Source organism: Acidovorax sp. 106, from assembly GCF_003663825.1.
Taxonomy (GTDB): Bacteria; Pseudomonadota; Gammaproteobacteria; order Burkholderiales; family Burkholderiaceae_C; genus Acidovorax.
Genome location: NZ_RCCC01000001.1, coordinates 3,703,767 through 3,716,638, shown reverse-complemented (window position 1 = coordinate 3,716,638; position 12,872 = coordinate 3,703,767). Strand labels below are relative to the sequence as shown.

Annotated in this window: 16 protein-coding genes; 12 read left to right on the top strand and 4 right to left on the bottom strand. The window is 61.5% G+C overall.

The features are described 5' to 3' along the window. Positions 1-141 precede the first annotated feature (141 nt). From C8C98_RS16485 to C8C98_RS16455, 7 genes are all read left to right on the top strand, one after another. Positions 142-1,101 carry a D-isomer specific 2-hydroxyacid dehydrogenase family protein gene (locus tag C8C98_RS16485; RefSeq protein WP_121455170.1) on the top strand — a complete coding sequence of 320 codons (960 nt, stop codon included), beginning with the start codon at positions 142-144 and terminating at the stop codon, positions 1,099-1,101. Positions 1,102-1,237: 136 nt separating this feature from the next. Next, positions 1,238-2,044, top strand: a complete 807-nt coding sequence (hpaI, locus tag C8C98_RS16480) for a 4-hydroxy-2-oxoheptanedioate aldolase (protein WP_121455169.1) — start codon at positions 1,238-1,240, stop codon at positions 2,042-2,044. Positions 2,045-2,356: 312 nt separating this feature from the next. After that, positions 2,357-3,111, top strand: a protein-coding gene (locus C8C98_RS16475; protein ID WP_121452668.1) for an IS5 family transposase whose coding sequence is annotated in 2 segments (ribosomal slippage) — positions 2,357-2,690 and positions 2,690-3,111 — 756 coding nt in all. Because the reading frame shifts where the segments join, the coding sequence is not laid out codon by codon here. A gap of 343 nt (positions 3,112-3,454) precedes the next feature. Further along, complete coding sequence (locus C8C98_RS16470) at positions 3,455-3,907, top strand: hypothetical protein (RefSeq protein ID WP_147436380.1); 453 nt, start codon at positions 3,455-3,457, stop codon at positions 3,905-3,907. 88 nt (positions 3,908-3,995) lie between these two features. Continuing rightward, positions 3,996-4,277, top strand: coding sequence for a hypothetical protein (locus tag C8C98_RS16465; RefSeq protein ID WP_121455167.1), 282 nt, complete (start codon positions 3,996-3,998; stop codon positions 4,275-4,277). Positions 4,278-4,308: 31 nt separating this feature from the next. Beyond that, the gene (locus tag C8C98_RS16460) at positions 4,309-4,644 is read left to right on the top strand and encodes a hypothetical protein (RefSeq protein WP_121455166.1); all 336 of its coding nucleotides are present in this window, start codon (positions 4,309-4,311) and stop codon (positions 4,642-4,644) included. Between the two features lie 115 nt (positions 4,645-4,759). Beyond that, positions 4,760-5,275, top strand: coding sequence for a hypothetical protein (locus C8C98_RS16455; protein ID WP_121455165.1), 516 nt, complete (start codon positions 4,760-4,762; stop codon positions 5,273-5,275). A gap of 155 nt (positions 5,276-5,430) precedes the next feature. On the opposite strand, the gene C8C98_RS16450 is transcribed toward C8C98_RS16455, so the two are convergent. Further along, positions 5,431-6,000, bottom strand: a complete 570-nt coding sequence (locus C8C98_RS16450; protein ID WP_233574575.1) for a DUF4291 domain-containing protein — start codon at positions 5,998-6,000, stop codon at positions 5,431-5,433. Between the two features lie 283 nt (positions 6,001-6,283). Here C8C98_RS16450 and C8C98_RS16445 point away from each other — a divergent pair, with 283 nt between their 5' ends. Then, complete coding sequence (locus C8C98_RS16445) at positions 6,284-6,607, top strand: hypothetical protein (RefSeq protein ID WP_121455163.1); 324 nt, start codon at positions 6,284-6,286, stop codon at positions 6,605-6,607. A 261-nt stretch (positions 6,608-6,868) separates the two neighbouring features. On the opposite strand, the gene pmbA is transcribed toward C8C98_RS16445, so the two are convergent. After that, positions 6,869-8,302, bottom strand: a complete 1,434-nt coding sequence (pmbA, locus tag C8C98_RS16440) for a metalloprotease PmbA (RefSeq protein WP_121455162.1) — start codon at positions 8,300-8,302, stop codon at positions 6,869-6,871. 64 nt (positions 8,303-8,366) lie between these two features. Here pmbA and yjgA point away from each other — a divergent pair, with 64 nt between their 5' ends. Genes yjgA through C8C98_RS16425 form a run of 3 tightly spaced genes read left to right on the top strand, consistent with a single transcriptional unit; the run spans position 8,367 to position 10,053 of the window. Continuing rightward, positions 8,367-9,032 carry a ribosome biogenesis factor YjgA gene (gene yjgA, locus C8C98_RS16435; protein WP_121455161.1) on the top strand — a complete coding sequence of 222 codons (666 nt, stop codon included), beginning with the start codon at positions 8,367-8,369 and terminating at the stop codon, positions 9,030-9,032. Then, entirely contained in the window at positions 9,025-9,642 is a 618-nt protein-coding gene (mog, locus tag C8C98_RS16430) for a molybdopterin adenylyltransferase (protein ID WP_121455160.1), read from the top strand. Before yjgA ends, mog begins: the two co-directional genes overlap by 8 nt. A 54-nt stretch (positions 9,643-9,696) precedes the next feature. Then, positions 9,697-10,053, top strand: coding sequence for a PilZ domain-containing protein (locus tag C8C98_RS16425; RefSeq protein ID WP_121455159.1), 357 nt, complete (start codon positions 9,697-9,699; stop codon positions 10,051-10,053). Between the two features lie 71 nt (positions 10,054-10,124). Here the strand turns inward: C8C98_RS16425 and cysE are convergent, their stop codons facing one another. Both cysE and C8C98_RS16415 read right to left on the bottom strand, forming a co-directional pair. After that, positions 10,125-10,904 carry a serine O-acetyltransferase gene (gene cysE, locus C8C98_RS16420; RefSeq protein WP_121455158.1) on the bottom strand — a complete coding sequence of 260 codons (780 nt, stop codon included), beginning with the start codon at positions 10,902-10,904 and terminating at the stop codon, positions 10,125-10,127. A 32-nt stretch (positions 10,905-10,936) separates the two neighbouring features. Continuing rightward, positions 10,937-11,758, bottom strand: a complete 822-nt coding sequence (locus C8C98_RS16415) for an RNA methyltransferase (protein ID WP_121455157.1) — start codon at positions 11,756-11,758, stop codon at positions 10,937-10,939. Positions 11,759-11,909: 151 nt separating this feature from the next. Between C8C98_RS16415 and C8C98_RS16410 the strand changes: the two genes are divergently transcribed. After that, the gene (locus C8C98_RS16410; RefSeq protein ID WP_121455156.1) at positions 11,910-12,839 is read left to right on the top strand and encodes an inositol monophosphatase family protein; all 930 of its coding nucleotides are present in this window, start codon (positions 11,910-11,912) and stop codon (positions 12,837-12,839) included. Positions 12,840-12,872 lie beyond the last annotated feature (33 nt).

Sequence of the window (12,872 nt, the reverse complement as noted above, 5' to 3'; positions counted from 1 at the left end):
GAGCCGTTCACGCTGAGCTTGTAGAGGCGCCATGCAAGGCTTCGACAAGCCTGTCCTGAGCCTGTCGAAGGGCTTAGCCCGAGCAGCACTTTCAAGATCAAAGAGACCGCATCGATCGCTTCAACGGAACTCCCAGACCACATGAGCCAAGCCCCCTTTCACGTCCTCGTTACCGCCGCGCACTGGGCGCCTGAAGCCCAAGCGCTGGTGCACGCCGCAGGCGGCCAGATCCACTTCATGGCCGAACCCATCACCGAAGAACACCTGATCGCCCAACTGCAGCAGACCGGCGCCCAGGTGCTGTTGGTGCGCGGCATCAAGCCCGTGAGCGAGCGGGTGCTGCAGGCAGCCCCTGCCCTGCGCCTGGTGGCCAAGAACGGCGCCGGGGTGGACGGCATTGACCTGGACGCCGCCCGCGCACGCGGCGTGGCCGTGGCCGTGGCCCCCGGTGCCAACGCCCGCGCCGTGGCCGAGCATGCGGTGGCGCTGATGCTGGCCCTGACGCGCCAGCTGCCACTGCTGGACCGCATGGTACGCGCGGGCCAGTGGGCCCCCAGCACCTGGCAGGGGCGCGATTTTCGCGATGCCACCGTGGGCATCATTGGCTATGGCGCCATTGGCAAGGGCACGGCGCAACTGGCCGCCGCGCTGGGCGCACGCGTGCTGGTGCTGCGCCCGCAGGGCCAGGCCGACGGCTTTGCGACCGAGCCCGACCTGCACCAACTGCTGCCCCAGGTGAACATCCTGAGCCTGCACTGCCCGCTGACCGAACGCACCCGCGGCCTGATAGGCGCTGCAGAGCTTGCATTGCTGCCCAAGGGCAGCATCCTCATCAACACCGCCCGTGGCCCGGTGGTGGACGAAGCGGCCCTGGTGGAGGCCCTGCGCAGCGGCCACCTCGAAGGCGCGGGGCTGGACACGTTTGATACCGAGCCCCTGCCCGCTGGCCACCCGCTGGCCCAATTGCCCAACGCCTTGCTAACGCCGCATGTGGCCGGCGTAACCCAAGGGGCATCGTTGCGCGTGTCCACCATCACCGCCCAAAACATCGTGGACCACCTCACCGGCCCAGGCGCTCCCGCTCAGCACCGGGTGGCATAACCAGCATCGCCACAGCACCCGTTCGGGCTGAGCCTGTCGAAGCCTGGGCACGATGGCCAGGCACCTCGACAAGCGCTGAACGCAGGGGAACCACTGACCGCCATCCCCCTGAAACTCTTTCAACACCCTTAGCACCATGCCCGCCCACAACTCCTTCAAAACCGCCCTGGCCGAGCGCCGCCCGCAAATTGGCCTGTGGCTGTCGATGGCCGACCCCTACCTGGCCGAAGCCGCTGCCACCACAGGCTACGACTGGCTGCTGATTGACGGCGAGCACGCGCCCAACGACCTGCGCAGCACCATGGGCGCGCTGCAGGCGGTGGCATCGCACCCCTCGCACCCCATCGTGCGGCTGGTGGAAGGCAATACCGCGCTCATCAAGCAAATGCTGGACATTGGCGCCAAGACGCTGCTGGTACCGATGGTGGACACGGCAGAGCAAGCGCGCGGCATTGTGGCCGCCACGCAGTACCCGCCGCTAGGCATTCGCGGCGTGGGCAGCGCCGTGGGACGCTCGTCGATGTGGAGCAGCCGCACTGACTACCTCTCGATTGCCGACGACGAAGTCTGCCTGCTGGTGCAAGCCGAAACCGTGACGGCCCTCGCCAACCTGCAGGCCATTTGCGCGGTGGATGGCGTGCACGGCGTGTTCATCGGCCCGGCCGACCTGGCCGCATCAATGGGCCACCGAGGCAACCCAAGCCACCCCGAAGTGCAGGCCGCCATCGAGGGCGCCATGAAGACCATCATCGCCAGCGGCAAGGCGGCCGGTACCCTCACATCCGACCCGGCTCTGGCCCAGCGCTACCTGGACTTGGGCTGCACCTTTGTGGCCGTGGGGGTGGATGTGCTGATGTTTGCCAACGCAGCGCGCAAGCTGCGGGGGCAGTTTGCCGGTGCCAGCGCGGCGGCGGCACCGGCCAAGGCCAGCGCGGGCTATTGATGCATGAGCGAGCGGCCGGGCGTTGCTGGCTGGTAAACCAATAGCTCTTTAGCGACATAGCTCGGTGAACTCGGCCTCGTTGAACTTGAAATATCCGTTCAGGCTGAGCCTGTCGAAGCCTTGCCCGGCGCTTGTACAGACTCAGCGGAAACGGGCCAGATCGACCCATGCCGATTCACGAACCAAATTGGCCTCTAGCACTTACTCAACTAGCGCAAGCTGCTATCAAAATATGAGTAAAAAAGATGCCTTTCGCTAGGGCCTGTTGAGAATCAAGCACAACGGCTCGAAGGGCTGTGATGCAATAGGCAGATGAGCATTCGATGGGTACTGACAGACGAGCAATGGGCCAAGATGGAGCCGCACTGCCTTGGCAAGCCAAGTGATCCTGGACGCAGCGGCACAGACAACCGCCGCTTCGTTGAGGCAGTGCTGTGGATTGCCCGCACAGGCAGCCCCTGGCGAGACCTGCCTCCAGAGTTCGGCAAGTGGAACACGGTGTTCAAGCGCTTTAGAGACTGGGTCAAGGCCGACGTATTCCAACACCTGTTCGATGCAGTGAGCGAGCAGCCAGACATGGAATATGCGATGGTGGATGCCACGATTGTGAAAGTGCATCGGCACGGCCAGGGGGCAAAAGGGGGACTTCGGGCCAGGCCATAGGCCACTCGCGGGGAGGCATGACCACGAAGATACTGGCGCTGACGGATGCATTGGGCAATCTGGTGAAGTTTGTCTTGATGCCAGGGCAGCGCCATGACACCAAAGGAGTCAAAGAGCTGATCGCCGATGTGCGCTTTGATGCCTTGCTGGCCGACAAGGCCTTCGATGTGAACTGGCTGATCCAGGAGTTGGACAAGCGCGGCGCACAGGTGGTGATCTCACAGATGCCACGTCGGAGATCACCGCTGGAGATTGACCGGGAGGTCTACAAATGGCGTCACTTGATCGAGAACTTCTTTTGCAAGCTCAAGGAGTTCAAACGCATCGCAATGCGCAGCGACAAGACGGATACCAGCTTCGCGGCGATGATCCATCTCGCGGCTGCGGTTATCAACGCTCGCTGATTCTCAACACGCCCTAGTGCGAAAGCGGATCCCTGTTCACGGGCAATAGAGTCTGAGACAGCGCAACATAGTTTGAGACGAAGCAATAGAGTCTGAGACACATGGCCCGGTGGTAGCGATCACTATGCAGCGGTTGCCGTCATCCACGAATCTACGGCGAACGCGTACTATCGGCCAAGAGCAGTCATCCACAACACGAGTTCCAATTCGCTCGATAACAGACATTCGGAGTTACATGCAGGGAAAGGGTTCGAAGGTTTACGCGTGGTTTTGTGAGTACAGGATGCACGCTTGTATCGCGCTTCTCGTCGTAGCGGGCATGCTGCTTTTACAGCGGGCGGAGATGAAGACCGTTCCTGAGTCTGAGTTGAGTGGACGTGATGTGGCCGTTAGATACGTTGGGCCCCTAGACACCGTGGTGAGCCGGAGTGGCATCAACCATGGAAGCACGCGGCTAGACGGTGGCTATGGCATAGGTGTTGCAAATGACATTGATCGCGACGATTTACTCAAGAAGCTTCGGCCGATCATCTACGTCCCATTCGCGTCAGTGCTCGGCGTCGGACGTGAACAGGTCGCGAAATTAGAGGAGGCTGGACCGCAACTACGGATTGGCCTGTATCAAGGGGAGATCGTTACCGCACAGGGCCTAGCCGGACCCGTACTGACCTATCAGGCGTACGCGGAAAAGATGGAGGCCCGTCGAAATATCTGGCTGACAGTCGCGTTGCTGATTGCGGGCACCTCAATTCTGCTTTTCCTCGCAACGCTTGGAAAGCGGCAATCACCCGACTAAATTAGTCACTTGAGATTTCTACGCTTGGCACCTTCACTCCAGGCGACAAAGGCAGGATCCGGCCAAAAGCAGACATTACGAACGACACATGACCTGGAACTTCTTACAACCAAGAAACCTAGCAGTAATCACCACAAATCGCGTGGTGGCTGGCGAAAATGAGGTACTTCACGTATCCCACGATGAGGACGATGGCGGCTGGCAATTCCTTGATGGCGCAGCATTTGCGGAAGCAGATGCACTAGTGGTCGGGCTAGGACGGATGATCGATAGCGATCCTACCCTTGCGGAACTGGCTGACCTACCAGAGGGGTTCGTTGCTAAGCGACGCAGCAAGTCTGATGCGTGGGTGCGGGAACGCCGAGTTTGATGGCTGATTCCATCTAGTTACGGCCGCTTCCATGATGCCGACTTTCGGCCAGAACCTGACGTTCGCCCAAAGGGCAGAATTGGCACAGAAGAGGGAAAATCACATGGGGTTCTGGACCTTCGGGACAAACACGGACTGGTTGCCTGGGCCAGGCGGAAACCTAGACAGGGCGCTCGCGGCCTTCGGCGAGCTCAAGGGCAAGTACGGGGACCGCGTCAACGTGCTCGTTGAGGACCTTCACCAGGAAGGTACAACCAGGGCCGACGGGTCAAAGACCGCCAAGATTCAAATCAAGGTCTTCGTTGCGCCTGCGAGCGACGACATAGAGGGTCAGCTGAAGGCGCTTGGCCTCGTCTTTATTCCCTAGCTCCGAAAGCTCGGCTCTGGGCCACGGCCGGAAGTCGGGAGTAGTGGTCGAGGACCCAAAGATTTGTCCATGGTCAGTCGCAACTCGTGCAACTCACATCGCTCGCGTCCCAAAAATGAATACCGACCAAATCCTTGCTCAGTACCTCTCAGATGAAGGCGAAGTCACTTCGCAACTCGCCCACATACTGCAGCAGCCGAGAGCGCGACAGCTGGTCTACAAGGAACTGCTAGCAAGGCCTCGGCCGCCCTTTCATAGTCTTCTGCGCCAACTCCTGCGGGAGGAAGTGAAGTATCGGAACGCTCGGTGGAAAGGGGAGGTCGAGGACGAAGACAACCACTTCGAGGGAATCTACAGATGTGCATATCTGTTGGGTGGCTGCGCGGACCCCAGTGACACGTTGCTGCTCTGGGACGCGAAGTTCATCAACATGGATGTAGGGACTTCGATGGGTGCGGAGTTCTTCATCGGTGCCGGCTTGCCGGAGACGCTTGCCTACCTGGGTCAGAGCAGCGCCAAAGACGCGGCAGAGATTGGCGAGTATGTTCGCAGCTACTTCTCGGATGCGGATGCTCTTAATTGGCAGAAGGACTGGGTTGAAGAGCGTATCGCTGACATTCGAAGCATCTAGGGCGCCCATGCATGCATCGCGGGTCCGAGGACATTCCGACGATGAAAATCGCACCAGGGTCTAGACCGCACTTCCACATACAGGGTAGTTCGACCCCCAACCTTTGCGGCTGGCCGCCGAGCGAAGATAAGCCTTAGTACGGGAAGGCGCGATGCCTACTGCAGTGGTTGTTCGACGGGCAACTTGCTCTTGGCTTCGACGACGCGACCTTGTTGAACAAGCGCATGAATCTCGCGGGCCAGGGGCGTGACCTCTGAAATCCTGCAAATCCATTCGTTGACGTAGCGCTGCACTGCCTCCTTGCTCAATCCGATTTGAATTGCTCGATGCTCCATTGGCTGCAAGAACAGGTCGCGTTCGGGGTCCCATTGGATACGCACTGGTGAGGCGTCTTTCAACTTAGTCCAATCTTCCCTGCTCATGCCCTCGTCGGGATGACTTGGGCAACTGTGCGATAAGGCCCAGTCAAGACCTTCACGCGTGATGTCAATCGCCAAGATTCGACGTTGCCCGTCGTCCTTCAATCCCCAGCCGGCGCGGTACATCATCCAAAGGAAGGAGGGCTTCACCCATGTCATACGCTCCAGCTTGAATGGTGGGGAGACGAACCTTCCGCTTGCTAGTGCTGAATCGGCAATTTCGTCGGAGAACGCTTGATACAGACGAACAGTGTGGGCGTCGTACATCGCACGAATCTGATGAAGCGGAATGACCTCTGGGTTCACGTGGGGAGCCTATGTTTCTGAGGAAAATCGCTTGAGGCCGTGTGCTCGGGGGAGCATCTCGCCTGCGTCCATATTTTGACTTGCAGTCCAGACCGAGGGACAGCCTAGCAAATCGAGGTTCTATTGTGTCGCCAAGTCAGATGCCGCGAGTGGGCTTCGCTAGCGGAGTCGCTCCAACCGTGTTCGACCGTCTGCTTTCGAGCAGGTCCACTGTCCGCAAAGGGCCCAAAGCCGTCGTTCGACCTGCTCAAGAGCGGACCTTCCTCGGCAAGATAATCGACGAATGAATCCTTGGAAAGAAGTGCTCGTGAAGTTGTCAAAGGCTGGGAATTTTCTGGCTCGATGGCACCTCCAGTCCGGCGTAGAGTTCTACATGTACATCCCCAGAGAGATGGACATGGGCTCGGATGTGGTTAGGCCTGGCTCTGGCGTACGGTACGAGGAAATCCTGAGCTTGGAAATCATGGGTTTTCTGAGCCTTGGGGGCTTGAACGCAGCGAACGACATCAATGCATGCCGACAGGCCTTAGCCTCAATTCATGAAGTTTCCTATCGAGAGATCGAGGGCGGCATTCAACTGAGCTTGCTCGGTACAGAAGTCCGCTAGTGGCCGATAGTACTCACTCGCGGACGCGTCGCGCATGAGCCTGAAGCGGACCTTCGCGCTGTCTCAGACATCGACGCCGCGACTGGTTGTAGGTGAGTCCCCAGGGGGCATCTGTCTCAGACTTTCTCAGCGAAAGATCGCCTGCCGCGCTCGGCCGCGCCCCGTTTGGCTGCCTCAGACTTCGTTGGCAAGGAACACTCCCCCAACAAAAAAGGCTCCTGCGCCCAGGAGCCTTTTTGACATGGAGCGTGAACGCCCGTATCAGCTGCCAGCCACCTTCATGCGGTTGACCAGGATGGAGCCCACGGTCTTGGCACCGTAGTTGTAGGCGTCGGCACCTACGGCCTCAATGCCCTTGAGCATGTCCTTGAGGTTGCCTGCAATGGTGATCTCGTGCACGGGGAAGGCGATCTTGCCGTTCTCCACCCAGAAGCCGCTGGCGCCGCGCGAGTAGTCGCCCGTCACGTAGTTGACGCCCTGGCCCATCAGCTCGACCACAAACAGGCCGGTGCCCAGCTTTTGCAGCATCGCATCCAGGTTGTCGCTGGCTTGCGTGAGGCGCGAGGTCATCACCAGGTTGTGCGAGCCACCGGCATTGCCCGTGGTCTTCATGCCCAGCTTGCGGGCCGAGTAGCTGGACAGGAAATAGCCCTGCACTCGGCCGCCCTGCACCACTTTGCGCGGCGCCACGCGCACGCCTTCTTCGTCAAACGGCGAGCTGCCCTTGCCGCCCATTACAAACGGGTCTTCCAGAATGTCAATGTGCTTGGGGAAGACCATCTTGCCCAACGAATCGAGCAGGAAGCTGCTCTTGCGGTAGAGCGAGCCGCCGCTGACGGCCTGCACAAAACCGCCCAGCAGGCCTGCGGCCAGCGTCGATTCAAACAGCACGGGGCATTGGGTGGTGGGGATCTTGCGGCTGCCCAGGCGGCTTAAGGCACGCTGCGCGGCGTAGCGGCCCACGGCCTCGGGCGAGGCCAGGTCGGCTGCGTTGCGCATGGAGCTGTACCAGGCATCGCGCTGCATCTCGGCGTTTTTGCCGGGCAACGAGGCGATGGGCGCCACCGAGAAGCTGTGGCGCGAGCTGGCATAGCCACCGCGAAAGCCGCGCGTATGGGCGCTGAAGAAATGGCTTTGCTGGGCCGACACGCCCGCGCCTTCACTGTTGGTGATGCGGCGGTGGGTTTTGAGCGCAGCGGCCTCGCAGGCCTTGGCCATCTCGGCCGCCTCTTCGCTAGTGATAGCCCAGGGGTGGAACAAGTCCAGGTCGCGGTGGGTGTCTGGCGGGGCAATGTCGGCCGCGTCGGGCAGGCCGGCCACAGGGTCTTCGGCGGTGAAACGGGCAATGTCATAGGCGGCCTGCACGGTCTGCTCGATCGCCTTGGTCGAAAAATCAGACGTGCTGGCGTTGCCGCGGCGGTGGCCGAGGTAGACGGTCACGCCCAGAGACTTGTCGCGGTTGCGTTCCACGTTCTCCAGCTCGCCCTTGCGCACGCTGACCGAAAGACCGCAGCCTTCAGACGCTTCAGCCCCCGCATCGGTGGCGCCCAGCTTCTTGGCGTGGGCCAGGGCGCGGTCTACCAGCTCTTCAAAAAACGGTCGGCTGTAGCTGAAACCGCTGGCGGGTGCATGGGAGGAGGCGGAAGCCTTGGCAACGGCCGGGGCGCTTTTCGCGCGGGTAGAAGGTTTATTCATAGCGGCGGCTATGATACTTGCCACTGTGGCGCACTCGCTGCCACCTCTCTCTTTGCCCCCACCCATGTCACGCAAACCCAAAAAAGGCTACTTTGTGCGAGGCCAATTCGTTGCCGAAGGCAGCGAAATGGACATTCAGCTCAAGGCCGAACTCAAAGGCACGCCCGATGCCAGCCGCACCGATCTCAAACGCGAAAGCGACGAACTGCAAGACCTGGGCAAAGAACTGCTGAGCCTGCGCTCTGACCTGTTTGATGCTGTGGGCCTGCCCGACAAGCTGGTGGATGCCCTGGCCGAGGCCAAGCGCATCACCAACTTTGAAGGCAAGCGCCGCCAGATGCAGTACGTGGGCAAGCTCATGCGCAAGCTGGAGCCCGAGGTGGTGCAAGCAGCGCGCACAGCGCTGGAAGAACAGCACAAAGGCTCTGCATCTGAAAAGCTGCAACTGCACCTGGCAGAGCAGTGGCGCGACCGCCTGATTGCCGACGACGCCACCCTGCCCCTGTGGATGGACGACCACCCCACCACCGACACCCAGCAGCTGCGCGCCCTGATCCGCCAGGCCCGCAAGGATGCACCGCCCGCTGACAAGGCCGCCGTATCTCAAGGCCTGGCACCGCGCAAAGGCCGCGCCTATCGCGAGCTGTTTCAGCTAGTGCGCGAGCACCTGGGCGGCACCGGGCTGGAGCGTGAAGATGCTGCTGACACCGGGGCTGACGACGATGAGTGAAGCAGCGAGCCCCGGCCACGACGCCGTGAGCGCCGTGAAAATCGGCATCGTCTCCATCAGTGACCGTGCCAGCACCGGTGTGTACGAAGACAAGGGCCTGCCCGCCTTGCAAGACTGGCTGGGCCGCGCTCTGCGCAACCCCATTCACTTCGAGGCCCGCCTCATCCCCGACGAGCAGGACACCATCAGCGCCACGCTGATTGCCTTGGTGGACGCAGGCTGCAGCCTGGTGCTGACCACCGGCGGCACCGGCCCCTCGCTGCGCGATGTGACGCCCGAAGCCACCTTGGCCGTGGCCCACAAGGAGATGCCGGGCTTTGGCGAACAAATGCGCCAGATCAGCCTGAAGTTTGTGCCCACGGCCATCCTCTCACGCCAGGTGGCGGTGGTGCGCGGCCAAAGCCTCATCATCAACCTGCCCGGCCAGCCCAAAGCCATTGCCGAAACGCTGGAAGGCCTGAAGGACGCCGAAGGTACACAGATCATGCCGGGCATTTTTGCCGCGGTGCCGTACTGCATTGACCTGATTGGCGGCCCCTACCTGGAAACGCGGGACGAGGTCTGCAAAGCCTTTCGCCCCAAAAATGCGGTTCGCGCCCAGGCTGCCTAAAGGCAGCAGGGGCCTGCCCAGCGCGCCTGCCCCCAGAAGACCTGTTGACTCAGCATGAACTCGCCACTCCCTCTCCCATCGAACGATGAGCGCCGCAACCATGAGCGGCGCATCCTCAAGGTACAGGCAGAGTTACTCATCACAGGCCGCCCGCCCTTGGCAGTGCGCACCATGGACATCAGCGAGGGCGGTATCAGCGTGCTGTGCCCCACCAACCTGCCAGCGCGCACTGAGTGCACCGTGCGGATGTCACTGCCCGTTCCCCCCACGGGCCGCAAGCTGATCGAGCTGCGCGCCGTGGTGCGTTACAGCATCCTGAGCAGCTCTGGGGGCGGTTTTCAACTGGGGATGAGCGTGCCGGTCACAGACCAGGCCACCAGCGCAGCGATCAAGGTCTACATCAAGAACTGAGCAGCCCCCTGCGTTGCAGGACACGCACAGACCCTGCATTTCAATAGGGCTTGCAGGGGGCTTAGGGCGCGCTACTTGCCCACTAACTCGGTGAGCTTGCTGGCCTCGAATTGCTCCTTGAGGGCGGCATCGCAGGGCACGCAGTCTTGCGTCTTTTGCATGGCCGACAGCTTCTCAATGGCCTGCCAGAGCAAGGCGATCTGGTGCTCTTGTGACGAGGCGTTGTCGATCAGGCCGCGCATGGCCTGCGACAGCGGGTCGTCCTCTTGCGTGATGCCGTAGGCCGTGAACTTGCGCTGCTGCTGGGGTTCGGTCACATCGGCACTTTGCCCCTCTTTGGATGGGATGATGCGCGCCGGAATGCCCACCGCCGTGGCCCCTGCTGGCACGGGCTTGATGACCACGGCGTTGCTGCCGATCTTGGCACCATCGCCCACCTCAAAGCCGCCCAGTACCTTGGCACCCGCGCTCACCACCACATCCTTGCCCAGCGTGGGGTGCCGCTTGGCGCCTTTGTACAGCGAGGTACCGCCCAGCGTCACGCCTTGGTAGATAGTGCAGCCGTCGCCAATCTCGGCCGTCTCGCCCACCACCACGCCCATGGCATGGTCAAAGAACACGCGCTCGCCAAGCTTGGCGCCGGGGTGGATCTCAATGCCTGTGAACCAGCGCGCAAAGTGCGAAATGAACCGCCCCAGCCACTTGAGCCCATGCCCCCAGCACCAGTGCGCAGGCCGGTGCAGCCACACGGCGTGCAGGCCGGGGTAACAGGTGATGACCTCCCAGGTACTGCGCGCTGCAGGGTCACGGTCAAGGATGCACTGGATGTCGGAGCGCAAGCGGGCAAACATGGTGAGATTTTTTTGGAATATGGCAACGCAGTCTAGCGTTTTGCCTGGGCGGTTTCGATCATCGCTTTGGCGACACCACGCAGGATGTGGATTTCTTCGGGGCTGAGTTGCGCGCGGTTGAAAAGCTGGTTCAGGCGGGGCATGAGCTTCTTGGGTGCAGCGGGATCCAGAAAGCCGATGCCGGTCAACGCCTGCTCCCAGTGGGCCAGCATGCCCGCTACCTGCGCCGCATCGGCTTGCACGCGGGTGGGGGTGGCATCTTGCACGGCAAAGCCGCCCAGCGCCTGGCGCCAGTCGTAGGCAATGACCTGGATGGCCGCCCCCAGGTTGAGCGAGCCAAAGCCTGGGTTGGTAGGGATGGAGAGCGCCGCGTGGCAGCGGTACACGTCCTCGTTGGTCATGCCAAAGCGCTCGGAGCCAAACAGGAACGCCACACCGGTGTGCCCGCCCGCTAGGGCTGGGCGGCCGCCGTCGGCCTCACCGGCCACTGCGTTTGAAGCACTTTCAGGCTGCAAGGCTTGTGTATCCAGCGCAAGGCGCTCTTGTTTCAATAGCATCTCAAAGTGCGCACGGGGCTCCACCGTCGGGGGGCCAAAGTCGCGCGGGGTCATGGCGGTGGCGCACAGGTGGCTCATGCCATCGAGCGCCTCGTCCAGCGTCGCCACGATGCGCGCCTTCTCCAGCACATCGAGCGCACCGCTGGCGCGCTGGATGGTTTCTTCCTTGCGCAGCACATTGGGCCAGCGTGGCGCCACCAGCACCAAGTCGTCAAAACCCATGACTTTCATGGCGCGGGCGGCGGCGCCCACATTGCCAGCATGGCTGGTGTTGATCAGGACAAAACGGGTCTTCATGAACGGGCTGCTAGGAAAAAATCCGGCGGTGCAGTTAAAATGGAAGGCTTATTGTCGCTGCCCGCATCGCCCGGCTGCGATCACCGCTCATGATCCGCAAGACATTTGCATCGCGCAACGCGATCTGAAGCCTTGCTCACCACCACAATCTATGTCGTCAAATCTGCACCCCATGCTCAACGTGGCCATCAAGGCTGCACGCGCCGCCGGCGCCATCATCAACCGCGCGGCCCTGGACGTGGAATCCGTGCGTATCTCGCAAAAGCAGATCAACGACTTTGTGACCGAAGTGGATCATGCGTCCGAGAAAATCATCATCGAAACCCTGCTGACAGCCTACCCCGGCCACGGCATCCTGGCCGAAGAGTCGGGCAAAGAATACGGCGCCAAAGACTCGGACTTCGTCTGGGTGATTGACCCACTGGACGGCACCACCAACTTCATCCACGGCTTTCCCGTGTACTGCGTGAGCATTGCACTCACCGTCAAAGGCAAGGTTGAACAAGCCGTGGTGTACGACCCCAGCCGCAACGACCTGTTCACCGCCACCAAGGGCCGAGGTGCCTACCTGAACGAGCGCCGTATCCGCGTGAGCAAGCGCACCCAGCTCAACGACTGCCTGATCTCCACCGGCTTCCCCTTCCGCCCGGGCGACAACTTCAAGAGCTACATGAACATGATGGCCGACGTGATGCAACGCACGGCAGGCCTGCGCCGCCCCGGCGCTGCAGCGCTGGACCTGGCTTACGTGGCTGCGGGCTTTACCGATGGCTTCTTTGAAACCGGTCTGTCGATCTGGGACGTGGCTGCGGGCTCGCTGCTGGTGACGGAAGCCGGTGGCCTGATTGGCAACTTCACGGGCGAAGCCGACTTCATGGAACAGCGCGAATGCATGGCGGGTAACCCACGCATTTACGGCCAGCTCGTTCCCATTCTGGGCAAGTACAGCAAGTTTGCAGGCGCTGGCGACAAGGCAGCTGTGCGCCAGGCCGCAGAGGATGAAACGGTAGACGCTGCAACCCCAGCGAGCGAAACAGCCGCGCAGAGCGATGCATCGGCCACAGGCGACGCACCCTTCTGATCACCGGCCCAGGCTGCTGCGCGGTTGACTCCG